General features: G+C 70.1%; 19 protein-coding genes. 8 read left to right on the top strand and 11 right to left on the bottom strand.

Going from position 1 to position 23,230, the window contains the following annotated elements:
- Positions 1 to 101: 101 nt before the first annotated feature.
- From ABQJ56_RS07365 to ABQJ56_RS07335, 7 genes are all read right to left on the bottom strand, one after another.
- Complete coding sequence (locus tag ABQJ56_RS07365) at positions 102 to 599, bottom strand: chemotaxis protein CheW (protein WP_367844355.1); 498 nt, start codon at positions 597 to 599, stop codon at positions 102 to 104.
- Complete coding sequence (locus ABQJ56_RS07360) at positions 596 to 2,149, bottom strand: chemotaxis protein CheB (protein ID WP_367844354.1); 1,554 nt, start codon at positions 2,147 to 2,149, stop codon at positions 596 to 598. Before ABQJ56_RS07360 ends, ABQJ56_RS07365 begins: the two co-directional genes overlap by 4 nt.
- Positions 2,142 to 8,096 carry an Hpt domain-containing protein gene (locus tag ABQJ56_RS07355; protein WP_367844353.1) on the bottom strand — a complete coding sequence of 1,985 codons (5,955 nt, stop codon included), beginning with the start codon at positions 8,094 to 8,096 and terminating at the stop codon, positions 2,142 to 2,144. Before ABQJ56_RS07355 ends, ABQJ56_RS07360 begins: the two co-directional genes overlap by 8 nt.
- A 73-nt stretch (positions 8,097 to 8,169) precedes the next feature.
- Positions 8,170 to 10,200 (bottom strand): methyl-accepting chemotaxis protein, encoded by a 2,031-nt coding sequence (locus ABQJ56_RS07350; RefSeq protein ID WP_367844352.1) that lies wholly within the window; start codon positions 10,198 to 10,200, stop codon positions 8,170 to 8,172.
- 126 nt (positions 10,201 to 10,326) lie between these two features.
- Positions 10,327 to 10,872: a chemotaxis protein CheW gene (locus tag ABQJ56_RS07345; protein ID WP_367844351.1), complete on the bottom strand. Its 546-nt coding sequence runs from the start codon at positions 10,870 to 10,872 to the stop codon at positions 10,327 to 10,329.
- Positions 10,869 to 11,240 (bottom strand): response regulator, encoded by a 372-nt coding sequence (locus tag ABQJ56_RS07340; RefSeq protein ID WP_367844350.1) that lies wholly within the window; start codon positions 11,238 to 11,240, stop codon positions 10,869 to 10,871. The genes ABQJ56_RS07345 and ABQJ56_RS07340 overlap by 4 nt, the downstream gene beginning before the upstream one ends.
- Before the next feature lie 22 nt (positions 11,241 to 11,262).
- Positions 11,263 to 11,673 (bottom strand): response regulator, encoded by a 411-nt coding sequence (locus ABQJ56_RS07335; RefSeq protein WP_367844349.1) that lies wholly within the window; start codon positions 11,671 to 11,673, stop codon positions 11,263 to 11,265.
- A 342-nt stretch (positions 11,674 to 12,015) separates the two neighbouring features.
- Between ABQJ56_RS07335 and gshB the strand changes: the two genes are divergently transcribed.
- The 6 genes from gshB (at position 12,016) to ABQJ56_RS07305 (ending at position 17,738) form a co-directional block, all read left to right on the top strand.
- On the top strand, positions 12,016 to 12,993 hold the full coding sequence (gshB, locus tag ABQJ56_RS07330) for a glutathione synthase (protein WP_367844348.1): 978 nt from the start codon (positions 12,016 to 12,018) through the stop codon (positions 12,991 to 12,993).
- A complete protein-coding gene (locus ABQJ56_RS07325; RefSeq protein WP_367844347.1) occupies positions 12,990 to 13,850 on the top strand; it encodes an energy transducer TonB in 861 nt (286 codons plus the stop codon). Before gshB ends, ABQJ56_RS07325 begins: the two co-directional genes overlap by 4 nt.
- Positions 13,851 to 13,875: 25 nt before the next feature.
- Positions 13,876 to 14,445 carry a YqgE/AlgH family protein gene (locus ABQJ56_RS07320; protein ID WP_367844346.1) on the top strand — a complete coding sequence of 190 codons (570 nt, stop codon included), beginning with the start codon at positions 13,876 to 13,878 and terminating at the stop codon, positions 14,443 to 14,445.
- Positions 14,442 to 14,900, top strand: a complete 459-nt coding sequence (ruvX, locus tag ABQJ56_RS07315; protein ID WP_367844345.1) for a Holliday junction resolvase RuvX — start codon at positions 14,442 to 14,444, stop codon at positions 14,898 to 14,900. The genes ABQJ56_RS07320 and ruvX overlap by 4 nt, the downstream gene beginning before the upstream one ends.
- Positions 14,897 to 15,823 (top strand): aspartate carbamoyltransferase catalytic subunit, encoded by a 927-nt coding sequence (locus ABQJ56_RS07310; RefSeq protein WP_367844344.1) that lies wholly within the window; start codon positions 14,897 to 14,899, stop codon positions 15,821 to 15,823. Before ruvX ends, ABQJ56_RS07310 begins: the two co-directional genes overlap by 4 nt.
- 118 nt (positions 15,824 to 15,941) lie before the next feature.
- A complete protein-coding gene (locus ABQJ56_RS07305; RefSeq protein WP_367844343.1) occupies positions 15,942 to 17,738 on the top strand; it encodes a hypothetical protein in 1,797 nt (598 codons plus the stop codon).
- 76 nt (positions 17,739 to 17,814) lie between these two features.
- Here the strand turns inward: ABQJ56_RS07305 and ABQJ56_RS07300 are convergent, their stop codons facing one another.
- Both ABQJ56_RS07300 and ABQJ56_RS07295 read right to left on the bottom strand, forming a co-directional pair.
- Complete coding sequence (locus tag ABQJ56_RS07300) at positions 17,815 to 18,981, bottom strand: PilT/PilU family type 4a pilus ATPase (protein ID WP_367844342.1); 1,167 nt, start codon at positions 18,979 to 18,981, stop codon at positions 17,815 to 17,817.
- 163 nt (positions 18,982 to 19,144) lie between these two features.
- A complete protein-coding gene (locus tag ABQJ56_RS07295) occupies positions 19,145 to 20,182 on the bottom strand; it encodes a type IV pilus twitching motility protein PilT (protein ID WP_367844341.1) in 1,038 nt (345 codons plus the stop codon).
- Positions 20,183 to 20,488: 306 nt separating this feature from the next.
- Here ABQJ56_RS07295 and proC point away from each other — a divergent pair, with 306 nt between their 5' ends.
- Entirely contained in the window at positions 20,489 to 21,319 is an 831-nt protein-coding gene (gene proC, locus ABQJ56_RS07290; RefSeq protein WP_367844340.1) for a pyrroline-5-carboxylate reductase, read from the top strand.
- Positions 21,316 to 21,891 (top strand): YggT family protein, encoded by a 576-nt coding sequence (locus ABQJ56_RS07285; protein ID WP_367844339.1) that lies wholly within the window; start codon positions 21,316 to 21,318, stop codon positions 21,889 to 21,891. The genes proC and ABQJ56_RS07285 overlap by 4 nt, the downstream gene beginning before the upstream one ends.
- A gap of 88 nt (positions 21,892 to 21,979) precedes the next feature.
- Here ABQJ56_RS07285 and ABQJ56_RS07280 read toward each other — a convergent pair whose 3' ends face one another.
- Together ABQJ56_RS07280 and ABQJ56_RS07275 are read right to left on the bottom strand one after the other, a co-directional pair.
- Complete coding sequence (locus ABQJ56_RS07280; RefSeq protein ID WP_367844338.1) at positions 21,980 to 22,777, bottom strand: ABC transporter substrate-binding protein; 798 nt, start codon at positions 22,775 to 22,777, stop codon at positions 21,980 to 21,982.
- Between the two features lie 4 nt (positions 22,778 to 22,781).
- The gene (locus ABQJ56_RS07275) at positions 22,782 to 23,222 is read right to left on the bottom strand and encodes a secondary thiamine-phosphate synthase enzyme YjbQ (protein WP_367844337.1); all 441 of its coding nucleotides are present in this window, start codon (positions 23,220 to 23,222) and stop codon (positions 22,782 to 22,784) included.
- Between the last annotated feature and the right edge of the window lie 8 nt (positions 23,223 to 23,230).

Below are 23,230 nucleotides of genomic sequence, written 5' to 3'. Positions count from 1 at the left end.
GCCGTAGAAGGCAGGTTGCCTGCCCACCGCCGCGGCAATCAGGAACATCACGCCCGCCAGCAGGAACAGCGCCGCGCCGGAACGCGCTGGCCGAGGTTCCCTCACGCCGCGCCGTCCAGCTCGGCTTCCGCGTCCAGACCCAGCAGGCGCACCAGTTCACCCTCGATGCCTTCCAGGTCGGGGATCACCGCCACGTCGTCGCGCACCAGCACCTGGGCGCGCACGCCGGGCGACAGCTCGTTGCCGTCGTGGGTGGGAATGATCAGCTCGGCGTTCAGCGTGGTCAGGCGCGGAAAGCCCTGCGTGAGCAGGGCGATGAAAGGCAGCTTCGGGTGGCCGCCCAGCGCCTTCAGCACGGCCACGCGCACGGTCAGCTCGGCATCACCCTCGCCGGCGCCGGCCAGTCGCGCGAACGACACCAGCGGCACGCGCCAGCCACGCCAGGTGATGCGGCCGACCAGCCAGTCGGGCGCGCCGTCCACCGTCTCGTGGGCGGGCTGGGTGATCACTTCCGCCACGGTGGCATTGGGCAGCAGCATGCGCAGGCTGCCGGCCGGCACCAGTACGCAGCGGATTTCGCGGGGCAACACGTCGCTCATGGATAGACCTCGATCAGGTGCGCTGCCAATTCATGCAACGTCCCGGAATAACTCACCAGCCGTTCGGCGAAGATGCCGCTGACCATGTCGGCGAAGTGCTCGCCGTCGGAAGTTTCCACCCACACCTGGCCGCCGCGGTCGTGGATCGCCTGCGCGCCGGCCACCGCGTCGGTGGAGCGGCCGGCGAACACGATGCCGAGCGCGTCGCGCCCGAACACGTTCGCCGCCATGGTGAAGCTGGCATCGATCGACGGCTCCTGCACGCCGTCGGCGTTGCGCACCTCGACGCTGCCGTCGCGGCGCATCTGCACCAACCCCTCGGCCGGCACCAGCAGCACTTCGCCGCTGCGCGCGCGGCTGCCGTGCGCGGCCAGCCGCACCGGCAGGCTGGCGTGGGCCGACAGCCGCTGCAGCACCGCATCGGCCGGTTGTCCGCCGAAGTGCTGGGTGAGCAGGATCGTCAGCCGCGAACTGGCGGGCAGGCTCGCCAGGAAATCGCACACCGCATCCAGGCCATCGACGGCGGCGCCCAGCAACACCACGCGGCTGGGCACGCTGCCGAGATCGTCCAGCAGCATCTCGTTCGGCTCCCAGGCCTGCGGCGCCACGGCCTCCTCCATCGACATCAGTTCCAGGCTCATCGTCGGCTGGAACTCCGGTGCCGCCGGCTCGACGTCCGGCGCGAGGAAATCGGCGGCGCTCAGCTTCTCGATGCCGAAGTCGTCGGCTTCGGCATGCACCGCATCGACGGACACGAGGGCATCGTCGTCGACCAGCGACCAGCTGTCGGGCGCCGCCGGCGCCTTCGGCAACACGGGCGGAGCGGCCTCGACGGGCGCCGCGGGCTGCACGTCGGCGGGCATCGCGAGGCTGAAATCGCCGTCGTGCAGCGGCAGCTCCTGGCGCGGAGCGGCCGGCACGGCATCCTCTTCCGGCAGCGGATCGTCGGCGGCGAGCAACGCGGCCAGTTCCGCTTCCAGGTCGTCCGAGGTGGCACGGCTCTGCGCCACGTGCTCGCCATCGAGAGCGTCGCTCTCGACCGGCGCCGCCTCGCCGTGGCTGTCCGGCTCCACCGGTTCGTGGCTTGCCGGTTCGGGCGAAAGCGCCGCGACCGGCTCGACCAGCGGCGCCACGGCCGGCTCGCCGGCCAGCGGGTCCGCGACCGCCGGTGCCGCCTCCAGCGCCAGCGCGTCCGCCGGCCGCGGCGGATCCACGTCGCCGCTGGCCAGCACCTTGACCGCCAGGTGGCGCGCCCAGCGCGCCCGGTCCCAGCCGCCCAGCGCGCGGCTGGCGCGGGCGTCGTTGAACACCAGGCGCGGACGCTCGCCGTCGATCATCTCGACCAGGCGATCGAAGGCCGCATCGTCCTCGTCGTCCAGGTTCACCACCAGCACGTCGGGATCGAGCCGACGCTGCAAGGCGGCGTCGAAGCTCGCGACGGTGCCTTCGTGCACGATGTTTGCGCCATGCTCCTGCAACACCTGGCGCAGGTGGCCGCCCAGCTCGGCGTCGTCGAACAGCAGCGCCACAGCTGGCCGCGCTTCAACCATGGTCCGGCTCCCGCGCCAGCAGCGCCATCGCGTGCTGCTCCAGCACCTCGCTGATCTGCGTCAGCAGTTCGGCTTCCTGGTACGGCTTGCCGAGGTAGCGGTCCACGCCGATGTCGAACGCGCGCTGGCGGTGCTTTTCGCCGGTGCGGGAGGTGATCATGATGATCGGCACGTTGCGCAGGCGCGGGTCCGCCTTCATGTGGATGGCCAGCTCGTAGCCGTCCATGCGCGGCATCTCGATGTCCAGCAGCATCAGGTCAGGCACGCGCTCGTGCAGTTTTTCCAGTGCGTCGACACCGTCCTTCGCGGTGGCCACCTCGTACTCGTGGCGCTCCAGCACGCGACCGGTGACCTTGCGCATGGTGATCGAATCGTCCACCACCATCACCAGCGGCCGCGTGCGCTGCTCCTCGATCGTCGGCAGCTCGGCCACGCTGAGGCCTTCGGCCAGGCGCTGCTCGCGCCGCACGATGCCGTGGCGGACCAGCGGCGCCAGGTCGAGAATCACCAGCACCGAGCCGTCGCCCATGATGGTGGCGCCCAGCACGCCGGGCACCGAGCTCACCTGCGGGCCGACCGACTTCACCACGATCTCGCGCGAACCCAGCACCGCGTCGATGCGGATCGCCGCGCGCAGGTCGCCCGCGCGGGTAAGCAGCAGCGGCGGCTGTTCGCCCTCCGGTACCCCGCCGGGCGGCAGGCCGAGCAGTTCGGCCAGGTCGTGGATGCCGTACTGCTCGCCGCTGTAGGCGAATACCGGATCGTGCTCGGTCAGCCGCGCCGCCAGTTCGTCCGGACTGATCCGCGCCACGCCTTGCACCGAGGTCATCGGGATCGCGAAGGTGCTCTCGCCGATGCGCACCAGGATCGCCTGGGTCACCGCGAGGGTGAACGGCAGGCGCAGCACGAAGATGGTGCCCTGCCCCGGCTGCGACTCGATCGCCAGCGAACCGCCGAGCTGCTTGATCTCGTTCGCCACCACGTCCATGCCCACGCCGCGGCCCGCCAGCTGGGTCACGGTGCTGGCAGTGGAGAAGCCCGGCTGGGTGATCAACGCGAGCACCTGGTCGTCGCTCAGGCGCGCATCGGCACGGACCAGGCCGCGCTCCACGGCGCGCTTGCGCACGGCCTCGCGGTCGAGGCCGCGGCCATCGTCGCTGACGCGCACCACCACCTCGGTGGCTTCGCGCGTCACGCGGATGCGCACCGCGCCCTCGGCCGGCTTGCCGGCCTTGCGGCGTTCCTCCGGCGACTCGATGCCGTGCGCCACGGCGTTGCGCAACATGTGTTCGAACGGTGCCTTGATGCGGTCGAGCAGGTTGCGGTCCATTTCGCCGTGCGCACCGTCCACGTACAACTGCGCGCTCTTGCCTTCTTCCTGCGCGGCCTGGCGCAGCGTGCGACGCAGGTTCGGCACCATGGTGTCGAACGGCAGCATGCGCGTGCGCAGCAGGCCGTCCTGCAACTCGGTGCTGACGCGCGACTGCTGGATCAGCAGCGTCTCGGCCTGGCGGGTCAATTCGTCCAGCATGCTCTGGATCGACACCAGGTCGGACACCGACTCGGCCAGCGCGCGCGAGTACTGCTGCAGCTGCGAGAAACGGTCGAGTTCCAGCGGATCGAACACGGTGGTGCTGCCCGCCTCGCGATGCTCGCGCTGGAAGCGCGCGATGATCTGTGCCTCGGTCTCGATTTCCAGCATGCGCAGCTGGCTGCGCAGACGCTGCACGGTCTGGTCCAGTTCGACCAGGTTGAAACGGTAGCCGGATATCTGCTGTTCCAGGCGCGAGCGGTAGATCGCCACCTCGCCGGCATGGTTCACCAGGTTGTCGAGCAGTTCGGCGCGGACGCGGATCTGTTCCTGCGCCGAAGGCGCGTCGACGCCCTGTTCCGCCTGCAGCAGTTCGGGCAGCGGCTGCTCCACGGGGGCGGGCGGCGGCGCCGCGCGGGCGGCCAGGGCCGCGTCGTCGGCGAACCGCTGCTCGCCGGCCAACGCCAGCAGATGGTCGATCGCGGACTGCGGATAGGCCGGCGCTTGGCCCTGCGCCACCTGCTGCACCATGGTGTGCAACTGGTCGAAGCTGGTCTCCAGCACGCCGATCAGCGGAATCGCCTGGGCGGCATCGGCCACCGGTTTTTCCAGCAGTGTCTCGATCGCATGCGCCAGGTCGCCCACGGACATCAGCCCGGCGATGCGCGCGCCACCCTTGAGCGTGTGCAGGTCGCGCTGCAGCTCGGGCAGATGGACGGTCGTCGCGGTCGGCTCGGCATGCCACTGCGCCAGCACGCCGTCGGCGTGGTCGAGGATCTCGCGCGCCTCCTCGACGAAGACCTCGATCAGGTCGGCATCGATCGGCAGGGCCGCGTCCGCAACCACTGCGTCGGCGACGGGCGCGGCTTCGGCCTCGCGTTCCGCAGCCTGCCGGGCCCGCTCCGCTGCGGCGGCTTCCGCGGCGCGCTGCTCGGCCGCCGCTTTTTCCGCGGCCGCACGCATCTGTGCCTCGGCCGCTTCGCGGGCGGCGCGTTCCTGTGCCAGCCGTGCCTGCTCGGCGCGTTCCTGCTCGGCGCGTTCCTGCTCGATGCGTTCCTGCTCGATGCGTTCCTGTTCGATACGTTCCTTTTCGGCCTGCTCCTGCGCCGCCCGCGTGGCGGCGGCACGCTCGGCCGCTTCCTGTTCGGCGGCCTCGGCGGCTTGGCGCTCGGCCTCGGCACGTTCGGCGGCCTCGCGTTCGGCCTCGGCCGATGCAACCGGCTCGAATGCGCCGAGCGCGGCCATCAGTTCGCTGGCGTAGTCGTCGTGCGCGCCATCCTCCGGCAGTGCCAGATGCTCCGTGTCTGCGGCGTGGTCGTCCGCGGCGGATGCCGACAGCGTCGCGTCGACGGCCTGTTCCGCGGATTCGGCCGCAGGCTGCGCCGTCTCGGCTGGAGCTTCCGCATGCGGCTCGGCGGCGACGTGCGCCACCTGCGACTCCGGGTAACGGTCACGCAGCTCGATCAACTGCGTGGTCAGCAGGTCGACGCTGGGCAGTTGCGGCACGGCCACGTCGAACTGGGCCATCGTGTGGTCGACCACGTCGGCCGAGCGGTCGAGCAGGCGCACGCCCTCCACCGGCAGCGGCAGCCCGGCGTGGCGCAGGCGCTTGAGCAGGCTCTCCAGCGGCGACAGCAGCTGGGTGAGCAGCGGGATCTCGACCATCGCGATCGCGCCGTGCAGCGTATGCACGGCGCGCAGCAGATCCTCGCTCACCGGCAGTTCGCCGCTGTTGCGCTGGATCGCCGTGCGGATGGCCTGCAGATATTGCGCGACCTCGCTGCGCAGGATCTCCAGCAGCACCGGATCGACCGGCGGCAGCGGCGAGATGGCCAGCGACACCGGCGGTTCGGCCGGTTCCGGCGCGGCGATGCTGTGGGCGTCGGTGATGCCGGCGGACGGGATCGCGGCGGCCGCGTCGTCGAACCGTGGCACGCGGCGGCGCACGGTGCGGCGCACGGTTTCCAGCGCGACCGGCGCATGATCCTCGATCCGCGCGGACGCATCGCCGGCGGCAAGCCGGCTGGCGGTCTGCATGATCGCCTCGACCGGCGCATGCGGCGCACCTTCGCCCTTCAGCGAGGCCAGCAGCTGCGGCAGCGCGTCGATCGCATGACGCACCAGCGTCTGCACGCCCTCGCGCGGCTCGATCGTGTGGTCGAGCACGCGGTTGAGCATGTCCTCCACCTTCCAGGCGAACTCGCCCAGCGCGGGGATGCCGACCAGCCGGCCGGAACCCTTGAGCGTGTGGAAGGAACGGCGGATCGGGGTCAGCGCATCGAGGCGGGCCGGGTCGGCCAGCCACGCTTCTTCGGTGCCGCGCAGGTTGTCGATCTCCTCCTGCATCTCCTCCAGGAAGATCTCGCGGATGTCGTCGTCGATGCCCTCGGCATGGTGGTCGAAGCGGAATGCACCGGCCAGCGCGTCGTGCGCCGGCACCTGCTCCTCGATCTCCTCCTCGACCTCGACCCAGTCGGCGTCGTCGCCGGCCGCATCGGCGGCAAACGGCGGCGCGGTGGGTTCGGTCTGCGCGTAGCGCAGGCCATCGACGTCGTGCGCCGGCGTCTCGCGCGGCGCTTCCGGTGCGACGAACAGGTGGCTGGCGTCGCTGCCGGGATACAGGCTGACCGATTCGGACAACGTTTCGTCGCCGCGATCCTGGGTACCCTGCGCTGGCGCCTCGCCGGGCGCCACGGGCAGCGACCGTTCGTCCGGCAACGGCCAGTAGCCGAGCTGGCCGAGGCTGTGCTCGGCCACGTCGATGATGTGCGCCAGGCCGCCGCGGTGCTCGCGCGCCGCCTCCAGGTAGTACTCCAGCGCGGCCAGTGCATCGGCCAGATGATCCATCTGCGTGCTGCTCGGCACGCGGCGGTCGACCAGCAGTTCGTTGTGGACGAAGCGGCCGATGCCTTCGGCCAGCTCGGCCGGGCGCTCGGCGGACAGCATGCGCGCGGCGCCGGCGACTTCGCTCATCTGGGCCGGCACGGCGGTCAGCCCGCTGTGCTCCCAGCCGGACTCGACGAAGGTGACGATCGCCTCCTTCACCTGCTCCGTGTTGCGGATCGCCTCCTGCATCACCGTGTTGAGGATGCCCTGCGCCTCGCTGCGCGGCAGGCCGGGCGCCGTCGCGTCATGCGGTTCCTCGCCTGCGCCGAGGCTTTCGATGTGGTCGTCCAGCGAGGCTTCGACGTACAGCAGCGCGCCGGCCACATCGAGCAGCGTGTCCTCGTCGGCGGCGCGCATCCGGCTGACGATCTCGTCGAGCACGCGTCGCTGTTCCTCGATCACCCGGCGCGGCACGGCCAGCGCCAGCATGCCCAGGGTGTCGCCCACGCGGCCCAGCAGCTCGCACTGCGGTGCCAGCGAGGCCGGATCGGCGCCGGGCTGGCGCTGGAACAGGTCGAGCGCTTCCTTGACGCGCAGCAGGTCGTCCTTCAGCGCCTTGGCCACCGAATCGAGCAGGGCGCGGTTGTGTCCGGCCATCGAGCCGCGGGCATGCTCCAGCTCGTCGGCGTCGGGCAGCAGGTTGTCCAGCGCATAGGTACGGCGCAACAGCTCCATGTGCGGGCTGTGCTGGCGCGACTGCGCCACGATGTAGAGCAGGCGGTTGCACAGCTCGTCGGCCTCGCCGCCGCGCAGGCCGTCCTCGCCCTGCTCGATCAGCTGGCGGATGTGGCGGTCCGCCTTGCCGATCAGCTGGCGCAGCTCGGTGGCGTGCGCGCCGAGCATGCCGTGCTCGAGTCCTTCCACCACCCCGGCGGTGATCCACCACAGGCGGCGCCCGTGCACGTGGAAGCAGCGCGCGGCGATCGCCAGCAGCGCCTTGCGCATGCCGGCCAGTGGCTGCGCCTGCGACTGGCCGCGGAACCAGGCGAGCATGTGCTGCTGGAACTGCAGGCGCAGCTCGACCAGCTCGCCGCGGCGCGCCGCGGCCTGCGCCTCGCTCATCGCGGCAGGCGCCTGGGTGGGCAGGAATGCGTCGAGGTTGGGGCGGAACAACGCCGCTTCGGACAAGGCCTCCTGGCCGCGGCTGGCGCGCAGGTCGTTCAGCAGCGGCAGCAGCACCACCGGCACGTCGCGATGGCCGCCGGCGAGGCGTTCGAGATAATCGGGCAACTGCATCAGGCCGCGCATCAGCACGGCATAGGCTTCCTCGCGCTGCGCGACGTGGCCCTCCAGCAGCGCGATGGCGAGCGCTTCCATCTCTGTCGCGACCATCGCCGGGCCGGGCAGTTCGACCATCCGCAGCGTGCCCTGCACCTGGTGCAGGCTGCTGGCGCAGGCACGCATGGTGTCGTCGCGGGCGGGATTGTCGACGTAGGATTCCAGCGACTCGCGGGCATCCGACAGCGTCTGCTCCAGCTCGGGGCGAACCCACTGCAAGGTGGTGAAATCAATGTGGTCTTGAAGTCTCATGCGCCTCTCTCAGCGGTCGCGCAACGTGCCGTCACGCCACCATCGAGACTGCCCCCTGTCATGTGGATCGCCATTAGCCCGGCAGCTTGAAGTGCGCCACCGAACGCCGCAGGTCGCTGGCCAGCTGCGCCAGGGTACCGATCGAGTCGGCGGTACGGCTGGCGCCCTGCGAGGTCTGCGAGGTGATTTCCCGGATCGCGTTCATCGATTGCGAGATGTCCGTCGCCGCCGCCGACTGCTGGCGCGCCGCGCTGGAGATGTTCTGAATCAGCGCGGACAGGTCGTGCGACACGCGCTCGATGTCGCCCAGTGCGCTGCCGGCGTCCTCCGCCTTGCGGGCACCGGCCACCACCTCGGCGGTGGTCTGCTCCATCGAGTTCACCGCCTCGTTCGTATCGGACTGAATCGTCTGCACCAGGGTCTCGATTCGCTTCGTGGCGCTGGTGGAGCGTTCCGCCAGTCGCTGCACTTCGTCCGCCACCACCGCGAAACCGCGGCCCGCCTCGCCGGCCGAAGCCGCCTGGATCGCCGCGTTCAAGGCCAGGATGTTGGTCTGCTCGGCGATGTCGTTGATCAGTTCCACGATCGAGCCGATCTCCTGCGAGGATTCGCCCAGCCGCTTGATGCGCTTCGACGTTTCCTGGATCTGGTCGCGGATCGAGTCCATGCCGGAGATCGTCTCGCGCACCACCTCGGCGCCGTGCGAGGCGATCTGCACCGAGCGCTCGGCCACGTCGGCGGACTCGGCGGAGTTCTTCGACACGTGGTCCATCGAGCTGGCGATCTCGTTGATCGCGCTGGTCGCGGTGCTGATCTGCTGCGCCTGCTGTTCGGCCGCGTCGGCCAGGTGGCGGGCGGTGGTCTGGGTTTCCTGCGCCGACGAGGACACCTGCTCGGAGGTCTCGTTGATCGTGGTCACCAGGGTACGCAGCTCGTCGATGGCGTAGTTCACCGAGTCGGCGATCGCGCCGGTGATCTCCTCGGTCACCGTGGTCTTCACCGTCAGGTCGCCTTCGGCCAGCGCGCCCATCTCGTCCAGCAGGCGCATGATCGCCTCCTGGTTGCGCTGGTTGAGCGAGGTGGACTCGGCGAATCGGCGGCGCTGGTCGCGCACCAGGCTGACCACCAGCAGCAGGGCGAACGCCACCGCGCCGATCGCGGCCAGCAGGCCCCACCACACGTTCGGGAACAGGCGGCGCAGCGGCAGCTTGCCGACCTGCTCGGCGAGGTCGTTCGCACGCAACAGCACCGACTGCGAATCCAGCGAGGCCTTGTTGCCGGCCTGCTTCACCGCGGCGAGGTTGCCGGAGGCGGCCACCAGTTTGGCCAGCGGATCGGCCAGCTGGTTCCAGCTGTCCTGCATGCCGGTGAGGATCTTGCGCGCGTTGGCGTCGCCGATCGGCTTGACGCCGCTGCCCGGGTTGCCCTGATTCAGGCCCTGCAGCACGGCGCCATACAGCTGGGCGTCGCGCTGCAGGCCGTCGGCCGCGGCCTGGGCGTTGTCGCCGCCCTGCAGCACTTCCTGCACGCGGCGGATGATGCGGTCGGCCGACAGCATCTGGCGCGAGGTGCCCAGCATCTGTTCGGCGCTGCCGTTGCGCTGCTGCAGGATGTTGACCACCTGGTCCATGCTGGAGTTGAGCAGCGGCATCTGCTGCGACACGGCAGCCGCGCGCTGGCCCGAATCGAGCACCACGGCCTTGTTCGAGATGATCTTGCCAATGTCGTCGTCCAGCTGCTTCCAGGCGCCGTCCAGCGCACTGGCGGCGCGACCGACCTGCGAGGCGTTGTTGTCGGCATAGGCGTGCATGCCGGTGGCCGGATCGCCCTTGTCCAGGCGACGCACGGCCGAATCGATCGCGTTGCGGGTGCTTTCCAGCTCCTTGAACGAATCGGCGTTGCCGTCGGACGACTCCAGCGCGAATTTCGCGGTCTGCTGCGACAGCACCTGGATCTGGGTGGTCAGCGCGACGGCCTGGCGGTCCTCGCCGTTCTTCACGTTGAGCTGCCAGAAATCCAGTGCCGCAAAGCCGATCGCGACCAGCAACAGGACAATGAGTGCGGTATTCCCACGCTCCTTGCCGACGCCCCCTGTAGTGCTCATGTTCACCTCACCCGTCTACTTCGCCGGACCGGCCCCGCCACCGTGGGCGGGGCCGGGTCCAAACCTGCCACCCTGGAGTTTCCGACCCCTGCCGGCGCCGGACCTGCTGCATGTGCCGCCGTGACGTCAGGCCGCGGCCTGGCGGAAATCGGGCGCCCGCACCAGCCGGCTCATGCTCAAAATCGCCATCTGCTGCTCGCCTTCACCCACCCGCTGTTCGGCGAAGCGCGCCAGCCGGGGATCGTCCTCCTGCCCCGCCGTGCGCCGCTGTTCCTCGTCCACCGTACGCTGGCCGAACACCTCGTCGACCAGCAGCGCCACGCTGCCACCGCCCTGGCGCACCACCAGCAGGCGCGCGCGGTCGGTCAGCGAGGTGCGCTCGTCGAACAGGAAGCGGCCGAAGTCCACCACCGGCATCAGGTTGCCGCGCACGTTCGCCACGCCGAGCAGCCACGGCCGGGTGCCGGGCACCACGGTGAGCGGCGGCATCGCCAGCAGCTCGTTGATCTCGCCGATCTCGCTGACCAGCATGCGCGGCCCCACGCGGTAGCCGATGCCGCGCCACAGGCCCGGCGCGTCCATCCGCTCGCGGGTATCCGAGGCATGCGCCAGGGACAGCCGCTCGTAGCGGGCCAGGATCTCGAACGGGGTGAGGCCGGACGGCGCGCTCATGCCGCGCTCGCCAGCAGCTGGTTGATGCAGGCGAGCAGCTCGCCCTCGTTCACCGGCTTGGTGATGAAGGCGCGCGCACCCTGGCGCAGACCCCAGACGCGATCGGTTTCCATCGCCTTGGTGGTGATCATCACGATCGGCACCTCGGACGTGGCCGGATCGCGGGTAAGCGTGCGGGTGGCCTGGAAGCCGTTCATGCCGGGCATGATGACGTCCATGATGACCAGCGCGGGCGGCGCGCTGCGCACGCGCTCGATGCCCTCCTCGGCGTTGCCGACGGAGGCGACCTGGTGACCGGCGCGTTCGAGCAGCGTGGTGAGTACGCGCACGTCGGTCGGCGAGTCGTCGATGATGAGGATGTTGGCCACAGGTTCCCCCGAGAATCTGCGGTCAGCGGCTGGATACCGTGCTGACATGGTGATGGATGGCGCCGAGCAACTCGTCGCGCGTGAATGGCTTGGTGAGGTACTGCTCTGCGCCCACGACACGACCGCGCGCCTTGTCGAACAGGCCGTCCTTGGAGCTCAGCATGATCACCGGGGTGGCGCGGAACTGCGGGTTGTTCTTGATCAGCGCGCAGGTCTGGTAGCCGTCCAGCCGCGGCATCATGATGTCGACGAAGATGATGGCGGGCTTCTGGTCGGCGATCTTGGCCAGCGCCTCGAAGCCGTCCACCGCGGTCAATACGTCGCAGCCTTCCTTCTTCAGCAGGGTCTCTGCCGTGCGACGGATGGTCTTGGAGTCATCGATCACCATGACTCTCAGGCCGGCCAGACCATTCGCGTTCGCGTTCAGATTCATTACTCCCCCCCTGTCACCCATGTCGGGTCCAGGACAACCACCAAGGCAGGCAACAAGCATGCCGCCGGTGCACATGACAAGACAACCCGGTATCGCGATCTGCAACACCCGCTCTGCGGCGGGATGTTCAAGGCTCGTTGTTTACTGCCTGCCTGCCATCGCGTCAAGCAACATTCTCGTTACGGAGCGCCCCACCAGCACGCAATGTGACCTTCATCGGCAGCGTTGAACCTTCTGCGGCACACGGGCAGCCGGCGCGCTTGTCGCAACCGGCGGCGTAGGCGAACATCGTCCCTCTGTTGCCGGCGCCTCGCGTCGCAAAACCTTTCGCGGAGAATCACGATGCCCCTTTCGGTCGCGGTGCTGATGGACCCCATCGGCGCGATCAAGCCGGCCAAGGACACCAGCCTGGCCATGCTGCTGGAGGCGCAGCGCCGCGGCCACGCGCTGCACTACCTGGAGCAGGGCGACCTGGCGCTGCGCGACGGCGCGCCTTGGGCGCGGCTGCGCCCGCTCGCGGTGCGCGACGACGCGCACGACTGGTTCAGCCTGGGCGAGGCGCGCTGGCGCGACCTGCGCGGACTGGACATCGTGCTGATGCGCAAGGATCCGCCGGTGGACGCGCAGTTCATCTACGACACCATGGTGCTGGAAACGGCCCAGCGCGGCGGCGTGAACGTGGTGAACGACCCGCGCGCGCTGCGCGACTGCAACGAGAAGCTGTTCGCGCTGCAGTTTCCCGAGTGCTGCGCACCCACCCTGGTCTCGCGCGATCCGGCCGAGCTGCGCCGCTTCGTGGCCGAATGCGGCGAGGCGGTGCTGAAGCCGCTGGACGGCATGGGCGGGCGCGGCATCTTCCGCGTGAAAGCGGGCGACAGCAACCTCAACTCCATGCTGGAAACCCTGCTGGCCGGCGGCCCGCACGGCGAAGGCCGGCACTTCGCGATCGCGCAGAAGTTCATCCCGGCGATCAGCGCGGGCGACAAGCGCATCCTGCTGATCGACGGCGAGCCGGTGCCCTACGCGCTGGCGCGCATCCCGCAGGGCGACGAGTTCCGCGGCAACCTCGCCGCCGGCGGCCGCGGCGAAGGCGTGCCGCTCAGCGAACGCGACCGCTGGATCGCCGCCCAGGTGGCGCCGGAACTGCTCCGGCGCGGCCTGCGTTTCGTCGGCCTGGACGTGATCGGCGATTACCTCACCGAGATCAACGTGACATCGCCGACCTGCGCGCGCGAACTGGACGCGCAATTCGGCCTTAATATCGCCGGCCTGCTGTTCGACGCCATCGAGCAGCGCCCTGCTGGAAGCCGCGTTCCGTGAGTTCCGCCGCCGCACGCCCCGCCGCCGATCCGATCGGCGCGACCCTGCTGTTCTCGCTGCTGCTACACGGCGTGCTGCTGCTCGGCATCACCTTCCATTTCGCCAAGACCGCCCCCGGCCTGCCCACGCTGGACGTCACCCTGGTCAACGTGGCCAACCGCGAGGCGCCGGACCAGGCCGATTTCCTGGCCCAGGCGAACAACAGCGGCGGCGGCCAGAGCGACCATGCCGCACGGCCCTCGCAGCCGTTCTCCGGCGCGCTGCCCAAGCCCGATCCCGGCACGGCAGTGCAGAACGTCGCCGCCGCCACGCCGCAGCCGCGCGAGGCCACGCCGCAGCGCATGGTCACCACCCGCGGCCAGAGCCGCTTCAGCGTGGACAGCGACACTGCACAGACCGAGGTGCCGCCGCAGGACGCACCCAGCGCGCGGGACCTGCGCCGCCAGCAGGAGATGGCCCAGCTTGCCGCCGAATTGCGCGACCAGACCCAGGCCTATGCCAAGCGCCCGCGCAAGAAGTACATCTCGGCCAACACCAAGGAATACGTCTACGCCGCCTACATGCGCGGCTGGTCCGACCGCGTGCAGCGGGTGGGCAACCTCAATTACCCGGAAGAGGCGCGCCGGCGCGAATTGCACGGCGACCTGCTGCTTACCGTGGGCATCAACCGCGACGGCAGCATCCGCAGCATCGACGTGATCCGCAGCTCCGGCCAGCCGCTGCTGGACGCCGCCGCCGAACGCATCGTGCGGCTGGCCGCGCCGTTCCCGCCGCTGCCGGCCGAGGCGAAGGTGGACGAGCTCTACATCACCCGCACCTGGCAGTTCCTGCCCGGCGGCGTGTTGAGGAGCAAGTAACGACCCGCGGGCTTACAATGGGTGCATGAGCCGCACCGAACCGCCCACCCTCACCGGTCACTTCCTCATCGCCATGCCGGGACTGGCCGAACCGCCGTTCTCGCGCGGCGTGGCCCTGCTCTGCCAGCACAACGAGGATGGCGCGGTGGGCCTGCTGGTGAACCAGCTGTCGCAGTACCGCTTCGGCGACGTGCTGGCGCAGATGAAGCTGGAATGCAGCGACCCCGAGCTGGTCGACGCGCCGGTGCTGATCGGCGGCCCGGTGCAGCAGGAGCGCGGCTTCGTGCTGCACCGCGAGCCCGGCCACTGGGAGTCGAGCTACCGCATCAACGCCGCGTGGTCGGTGACCACCTCGCGCGACATCCTGGTGGCGATGGCCGCCGGCGAAGGCCCGCGCCAGGCGATCATGGCGCTGGGCTACGCCGGCTGGGATGCCGGGCAGCTGGAGCAGGAACTGATGGCGAACGCCTGGCTCACCGCCGAGGCCTGCGAGCGGGTGGTGTTCGACACGCCGCTGGAGGAGCGCTGGAGCGCCGCCGCCGGCCTGGTCGGCGTCGACCCGCTGCAGCTGACCGGCTACGCGGGCCACGCATGAGCTGCGCGTTCGGTTTCGACGTCGGCAGCAAACTGATCGGCGTGGCAGTGGGCAATGCGCTCACCGCCAGTGCCCGCGCACTCGCCGTGCTCGCGGTGCGCGACGGCGAGCCGGACTGGCCGCAACTGGACGCGCTGCGCGGCGAATGGCTGCCCGACACCCTGGTCGTGGGCCTGCCGCTCACGCTCGAAGGCGGGGAACAGCCCGCCAGCAAACGGGCACGCCGCTTCGCCGCCACGCTGCAGCAGCGCTATGCCCTGCCGGTGGCGCTGATCGACGAGCGCCACAGCTCGCGGGAAGCCGCCCGCCGCTTCGCCGCCGCCCGCGCGGCCGGCCTGAAGCGCCGCCGCGATGCCGCGGCGATCGACGCCGAGGCCGCCGCCGTGATCCTAGAGCGCTGGCTGGCCGAGCCCACGCCCCTTTCCGAATTCCCCACTCCCGCCACCACGCCATGAGCCCACGCCTGCGCCACCTCACCACGCTGGAACACCTGCCGCGCGCCAGCGTCGAGCGCCTGCTCGACCGCGCGATCGCGATCCGCGACGCCTGCGCGCACGGCACCCGCAAGCTGGACACGCTGGCCGGCCGCACCGTGCTCAACCTGTTCTTCGAGCCGTCCACGCGCACCCGCACCTCGTTCGAGCTGGCCGCGCGCCGGCTCGGCGCCGACGTGATCAACTTCGACATCGGCTTCTCCTCCACCGCCAAGGGCGAGGCGCTGTACGACACCCTGCACACGCTGGAGGCGATGCACCTGGATGCCATCGTGGTGCGCCACAAGGTCTCCGGCACGCCGGACGAACTGGTGCGCCACGCGATGAGCGGCGTGTCGGTGATCAACGCCGGCGACGGCAACCGCGCCCACCCCACCCAGGGCCTGCTGGATGCGCTGACCATCCGCCAGCACCGGCCGGATTTCGAGAACCTGGTGGTGACGATCTGCGGCGACATCCGCCACTCGCGCGTGGCGCGCTCGGACGTGCATGCGCTCGCCGCGCTGGGCGTGGGCGAGATCCGCCTGTGCGGCCCCGTCGCGCTGCTGCCGGACGCCGCCGAGTTCTCGCAGTGCCGCTACACCGAGGATTTCGACAGCGCCATCGCGGGCGCCGACGTGGCGATCATGCTGCGCCTGCAGAAGGAGCGCATGGCCGCCACCGACCTGCCCGACGAGGCCGCCTACTTCCGCCAGTACGGCCTCGACCAGCGCCGCCTGAAGCAGGCCGCGAAAGGCTGCCTGGTGATGCACCCCGGCCCGCTCAACCGCGGCATCGAGATCGCCGACGAGGTGGCCGACGGCGCGCAGTCGCGCATCCTGGAACAGGTGGCCAACGGCGTGTTCGTGCGCATGGCCGTGCTGGCCGAACTGTTGGCGCGCTGAACGCGGTTTCCAGCGCGACACGACCCTCCGCGGACGGCTGGATGGCCGGCCGTCTTGCACCGCAGCAAGCCGCGGAACAGGCATAATGCGCACGCGGCATCCACCACCGGGGAACACCATGCAATCGAGGACGCGCTTCATCGCGCTGGGGCTGGCCTGCGTCGCGCTGGCGGCCTGCTCGCACAAGGACAAGAACGCGCCACTGGCCTTCGTGCCGGCGGACACGCCGTACGCGGCCGCCAACCTGGCCGTGCTGGACGACGACACGCGCCAGGCACTGCTCGCGCAGGCCGATCTGCAACTGCCCTCGCAGGTCGCCCAGATGGAGGCCTTTGCCGTACGCCTGCAGGCCGACGATCCCGATGCCGCACGCCTGGTGCGCGTCTTCGCCGCCGAGTTCAAGGGCAAGACCATCGAGGGCTTCGCCCAGGCCAACGGCCTCGACCTCAAGGGCCGCTTCGTGTTCTACGGCGAGGGCATGGCGCCGGTGCTGCGCATCGAGCTCGCCGACCCCAAGGCCTTCGAGGGCTTCGTGGGCCGCCTGGAAGCCGCCTATGGCAAGAAGCTCGACAGCGCGACGATCGGCACGCAGGGCTATCGCCGGCAGGTGTTCCCCGCCTCGGGCACCGAACTGGTGCTCGCCGTGGTCGGCAGGCAGATGGTGGCGGCGCTGCTGCCGGCCAACGCCGCCACGCCGCTGCTGCGCCAGACCCTGGGCCTGGACCGCCCGGCAAAGAGCCTGCAGGACGACGGCCGCCTCGCCGCGCTGGTTCAGAACAAGGGCTATGCGAAATGGCTGGTCGGCCAGCTCGACCTCACCCGTGCGCTGCCGCTGGTGGTTTCCGGCAGCGACCCGCTGATCGCGGCGATCGAGAAGGCCCATGCCGGCGCCGAATCGGCCCACACCGGCGAGCCGGTGGCGAACCTGCTGAAGAGCTCGCCGAGCTGCATACCCGAGGCCGGCCGCATCGCCGCGCGCGTGCCGTCGCTGAGCTTCGGCTACACCCGGCTGGACGCCAAGCACCAGGACGGCCGCTTCGACGTGGCGCTGGCCGACGACATCAGCAAGGCCTTCAGCGGCCTCAAGGTGGAGCTGCCCGGCCTGGGCAACGGCGCCAACGTGGCGCCGTTCGACCTCAGCCTCGCGCTGCCGGTCACCGTGCTGCGCACGTTCTGGTCGGCCCAGGCCGACGCGGTGGCGGCCAAGCCGTTCACCTGCCCGATGCTGGTCGACCTCAACGACAGTTTCGCCAAGCTGGGCGAGTCGCTGCCGAAGACGGCGCTCCCGCCGTTCGGCAACCTGCTCGGCGTGCGCCTCGCGCTGGACACGCTGAGCGCCGACAAGACCAGCAGCCTGCCGAACTTCACCGGCCGCATCGTGCTGGGCAGCAGCGACCCCGCCGGCCTGCTCGCCACCGGCCAGATGATGGTGCCCGCGCTGGCCAGGCTGAAGCCGGCCCCGAACGCCGCTCCGGTGGCGCTGCCGCCGGACGTGACCGGCATGCTCGGCGAACCGGCGTGGCTGGCCACGGGCGACAAGGCGCTCGCGCTGGGCATCGGCGCCGGCGAGAACGCCAAGCTCGCCGGCACGCTGCGCGATCCCTCCGGCGAACCCGGCCAGCTGGCGCGCATGCACCTCTCCGGCGCGATGTACCTGGACTGGCTGAAATTCATGGAGATGAAGTCCGACAGCCTCGCCGCGGCGGCCGCCGAGATGAGCAAGAGCGACGAGCCCACGATCACCGGCGAGACCACGCCGGCCGACGAGGCCGCCCAGGCCGCCGCCGACGCGGCCCGCTCCAAGGCGCAGTTCGCCGCGATGGAAGCCCAGGCGCAACGTGTGGACAGCATCGACGCCGAGCTTCACGTGGACGACAGCGGCATCGTGATCACCAGCCAGACCACGCTGAAGTAAGCCGCTGCGCAACGGCCCGGGAAACGAAGAAGGCGCCCCTCGGGCGCCTTCCTCGTTTCTGCCGCCCGCTCGAAGCTCAGCGCTGCAGCAGGCCGCCGCCGAAGCTGTCGCCACCGCGGGTCTGCTCCACTTCCACGCCTTCCAGCCCCTGCGACAGCGTGTGCGCGTCACCGCCCTGCGCCAGCTTGATGCGCAGGCGCACCTCGTTCGCGCTGTCGGCGTGCCGCAGCGCGTCCTCGTAGCTGATCTCGCCGGCGTGGTACAGCTCGACCAGGCTCTGGTCGAAGGTCTTCATGCCGAGCAGGTTGGATTCCTTCATCACGTCCTTGAGCTTGTGCACCTCGCCCTGGCGGATGTAGTCCTGCACCAGCGGCGTGCCCAGCAGGATCTCCACCGCCACGCGGCGCGCCTTGCCGTCCGGCGTCGGGATCAGCTGCTGCGCCACCACGCCCTTGAGGTTCAGCGACAGGTCCATGAACAGCTGCTGGCGGCGGTCCTCAGGGAAGAAGTGCAGGATGCGGTCCATCGCCTGGTTCGCGTTGTTCGCGTGCAGCGTGCAGAGGCACAGGTGGCCGGTCTCGGAGAAGTTGATCGCGTGCTCCATCGTCTCGCGCGTGCGCACCTCGCCGATCATGATCACGTCGGGCGCCTGGCGCAGGGTGTTCTTCAGCGCGTTGTCCCAGCTGTCGGTGTCGATGCCCAGCTCGCGCTGGGTGATGATGCAGCCCTCGTGCTTGTGCACGTACTCGATCGGGTCCTCGATGGTGATGATGTGGCCGGTCGAGTTCTGGTTGCGGTAGCCGATCATCGACGCCAGCGAGGTGGATTTGCCGGTGCCGGTGCCGCCCACGAAGATGATGATGCCGCGCTTGGTCATCGCCAGCTGCTTGATCACCGGCGGCAGGTTCAGCTCCTCGATCGTCGGGATCTTCGACTCGATCCGGCGCAGCACCATGCCCACGCAGTTGCGCTGGTAGAAGCACGACACGCGGAAGCGGCCCACGCCCTGCGCGGAAATCGCGAACTGGCACTCGTGGGTCTTCTCGAATTCCTCGCGCTGCGAGGGCGTCATCACGTTGAGCACCATGTCGCGCGACTGCTGGATGGACAGCGGGCTCTGCGTGATCGGCACGATGCGCCCCTGCACCTTCATCGACGGCGCCACGCCGGCGGTGATGAACAGGTCCGAGGCCTGCTTGTGCACCATCAGCTTGAGGAAGGAGGTGAAATCGAATTCGCTCATGGGTGCGCTCCTCCGGGAGCAGGGAACGGGGAACCGGGAACCGGGAACGCGGAGGGCGAGGAATGCCCGGAGACCCGGCTTCGATCACATGCCCGGGCGAAGCGCACCGTCGAGGGATGCCGTGCCCCGCACATGCCGCGTTCCCCGTATCCCGTTCCCGGCCTCACCTGAAAAGGTCCTTGTTCTTGGCGTAGCTGGACGCCTCCTGCCGCGACACCAGGCCGCGCTTCACCAGGTCCTGCAGGCACTGGTCCAGCGTCTGCATGCCGAACTGCTGGCCGGTCTGGATCGCCGAGTACATCTGCGCCACCTTGTCCTCGCGGATCAGGTTGCGGATCGCCGGCACGGCCACCATGATCTCGTGCGCCGCGATGCGGCCGCCGCCGGTCTTCTTCAGCAGCGACTGCGAGATCACCGCGCGCAGCGACTCGGACAGCATCGAGCGCACCATCGGCTTCTCGCCGGCGGGGAACACGTCGATGATGCGGTCGATGGTCTTGGCCGCCGAGCTGGTGTGCACGGTGCCGAACACCAGGTGGCCGGTTTCCGCGGCGGTGAGCGCCAGGCGGATCGTCTCCAGGTCGCGCAGCTCGCCCACCAGGATGTAGTCCGGGTCCTCGCGCAGCGCCGAGCGCAGCGCCTCGTTGAAGCCGTGCGTGTCGCGGTGCACCTCGCGCTGGTTGACCAGGCACTTCTGCGAGGTGTGCACGAACTCGATCGGATCCTCGACCGTGAGCATGTGGCCGTATTCGTTCTTGTTGATGTGGTCGACCATCGCCGCCAGCGTGGTCGACTTGCCCGAGCCGGTGGGCCCGGTCACCAGGATCAGGCCCTGCGGCTGCTCGATCAGCTCCTTGAACACCTTCGGGCAGCCGAGGTCCTCCAGCGTCAGCACTTCGGAGGGAATCGTGCGGAACACCGCGCCGGCGCCGCGGTTCTGGGTGAACGCGTTGACGCGGAAGCGCGCCAGGCCGGGGATCTCGAACGAGAAGTCGGTCTCCAGGAATTCCTCGTAGTCGCGCCGCTGCTTGTCCGACATGATGTCGTACACCAGCGAATGCACCTGCTTGTGTTCCAGTGGCGGGATGTTGATGCGGCGCACGTCGCCGTCCACGCGGATCATCGGCGGCAGGCCGGCGGAAAGGTGCAGGTCCGATGCCTTGTTCTTCACCGAGAAGGCAAGCAGTTCGGCGATGTCCATCAGGGGTTCCCCTCAACCGGTCGTCAGGATGCTGTGGCGATGGCTGCAGCGGATCGGCGACGGATGGCCGCGGCACGCGGCGCGCGCCTGCAGCCCGGCCATCCGGTTCCCCCATGCAGCGAGCCGATACTACTCGCGCCGCGGGTCGCACGGCCAGCCTTCGCGGCGGTTTGCGCACCCGGTCACCAAAGGATGCCCGGCCTGTCCACCAGGCGGGCTGCGGCGGGCAAGCGGAGCGCGAAAGGGACGCACGCCGACGCCGGCTCCGGTAAGGTATGCGGCCGTCTCCACCATCCAGGGTTCCCCATGACACGCATCGCCTTCATCGGTGGCGGCAACATGGCCCGCAGCCTGATCGGCGGCCTGCTCGCCACCGGCCTGGCACCCGCCGACATCCGCGTGGCCGACCCGCTGGCCGAAACGCGCGAACGGCTGGGCCGCGACTTCGGCGTGGCCACCTGGGCCGAGAACCGGCTGGCCGTGGCCGACGCCGACGTGATCGTGCTGGCGGTGAAGCCGCAGGCCATGCCCAAGGTACACGGCGAGTTGCGCATGGCGCTGCAGGGACAGCGCCCGCTGCTGATCTCGATCGCCGCCGGCGTGCGGCTGGACCAGCTCGAACGCTGGCTGGGCGCGCTGCCGATCGTGCGCTGCATGCCGAACACCCCCGCGCTGATCGGCGCCGGCGCCACCGGCCTCTGCGCCAACCATCGGGTCAGCGCGGCGCAGCGCGCGCAGGCGCAGCACATCATGGACGCCGTCGGGCTCACCCGCTGGATCGACGACGAGGCACTGATGGACACCGTCACCGCGCTCTCCGGCTCCGGCCCGGCCTACTTCTTCGCCCTGGTCGAGGCGCTGGAGGAGGCCGCCGTGGCGCAGGGCCTGCCGCGCGAGACCGCCCGCGCGCTCGCCGCGCAGACCTGTCTCGGCGCGGGCCGCATGCTGGAGGAAACCGGCGAGGCCCCCGCCGAACTGCGCCGCCGCGTCACCTCGCCGAACGGCACCACCCAGGCCGCACTGGAAAGCTTCGCCGCCGACGGCCTGCCGCGCATGACCGCCCGCGCCGTCGCCGCCGCCACCCGCCGCGGCGCCGAACTGGCCGCCGCGCTGGACAACAACGGGAATCCCGCATGAGCTACCTCCTCAACGCCATCGCGCTGCTGGTCGAACTCGCCTTCGACGCCGTCGCCACGCTGTTCCTGCTGCGCCTCGCCGCCGAAGCCTGCCGCGCCGACTTCCACAATCCGCTCAGCCAGTTCATCTACCGCACCACCAACCCGGTGCTGGCGCCGCTTCGCCGCGTGCTGCCGAACTGGCGGCGCATCAACCTCGCCGCGCTGCTGGTGGCGTGGCTGGCGATGCTGCTGAAGCGGCTGGTGCTGTTCGCGCTGATGGGGCTGCTGCCGCGCCTGCCCGGCCTGATCGTGCTGTCGCTGGCCGAGCTGCTCGACTTCGTGCTGCTGTTCTACCTGGTGCTGGTGTTCGGCTGGTCGCTGCTGAGCATGTTCGCCCCCGACCAGCGCCAGCCACTGCTGCGGCTGCTCGGCGTGATCGTCGATCCGCTGCTGCGGCCGCTGCGCGGGCGCCTGGTGGTGGGGATGATCGATTTCTCGCCTACCGTGGTGATCATCGGCTTGCTGCTGGCGCGGATTCTGGTGGCGGCGCCGCTGCTGGATGCCGGCATGCGGCTGGCACTCGTGGGCTGACGCCCGTCGCCCGCCCGGGGGCGAGGCCCATGCCGTCTCCAGCGGCTGGAGAGGGAAGGCCGAGGCAGTCCCCCGGTTTCCGCGCTCCTCAGCGCCGCGCCCAGGCGGCAACCACTGCGTGGATTGCATCCAGCCCGTCGAACAGCGCCGCCGGCCCGGGCTGCAGGATGATCGGCGACTTGATCTCGTGCAGCTCGCCGTCGCGCACCGCGGGGATCGCCTCCCAGCCTGGACGGGCCGCCACCTTCTCCGCACGGAAGCGCTTGCCGCACCATGACCCGAGGATGATGTCGGGCGCGCGCCGCACCACTTCGTCGCCGTTCGGCAGGATGCGCTGTTTCGCCAGCGGCTCGCGGGCCAGTTCGGGGAAGCAGTCCTCGCCGCCGGCGATCTGGATCAGCTCGGCCACCCAGCGGATGCCGGTGATGATGGGTTCGTCCCATTCCTCGAAGTACACCTTCGGCCGGCGCGGCAGGCGTGCGGCGACCGCGCGCACGGCCGCCAGGTGCGCCTCGGCGCGCTGCGCGTAGGCCTCGGCCTTTTCATGCGCGCCGACCATCGCGCCGAGACGGCGGATGTAGGCGAGGATGCCGTCCACGCTGCGGTGGTTGCTGATCCACACCTCGACGCCGGCCTTGATGAGCTCGCGCGCGATGTCGGCCTGGATGTCGGAGAAGCCGATCGCCAGGTCCGGTTCGAGCTTGAGGATCTCGACTATCTTCGCGCTGGTGAAGGCCGAGACCTTGGGCTTTTCCTTGCGCGCCCGCGGCGGGCGCACGGTGAAGCCGGAGATGCCGACGATGCGCTGCTGCTCGCCCAGCGCGTAGAGCACCTCGGTGGGCTCCTCGGTGAGGCAGACGATGCGTCGCGGGTAGTGGTCCGTCACGCGTTCAATGCCCCAGCACGGTCACGGTGACCCTGCGCTGGTGCGGGTCGCGGCGATGCTCCCACAGGAACAGGCCCTGCCAGGTGCCGAGCTGCAGCCGGCCGCCGTGCACCGGCACGACAAGGCTGACGCCGGTGAGCACGGCGCGCACGTGCGCGGGCATGTCGTCGGGCCCTTCGGCGTCGTGCGTGAAGATCGCGTCACCGTCCGGCACGGCGCGCGCCAGCCAGCGCTCGAGATCCTCGCGCACCGCGGGGTCGGCGTTCTCGCTGAGCAGCAGCGAGCAACTGGTGTGCGCGGTGAACACGTGGGCGATGCCCAGCTGCACGCCGCTGGCGGCCACCGCGTCGGCGACCTTGTCGGTGATCTCGGCGAAACCGCGGCCGCGCGTATGCACCACGAAGCCGTGCTGCCCGGCATGCCCGGCGGGCACGGAACGGCTCATGGCGCGGG

The organism is Rhodanobacter geophilus, assembly GCF_040812275.1.
Taxonomy (GTDB): domain Bacteria; phylum Pseudomonadota; class Gammaproteobacteria; order Xanthomonadales; family Rhodanobacteraceae; genus Rhodanobacter_A; species Rhodanobacter_A geophilus.
This window is presented reverse-complemented; position numbering and strand designations above follow the sequence as displayed.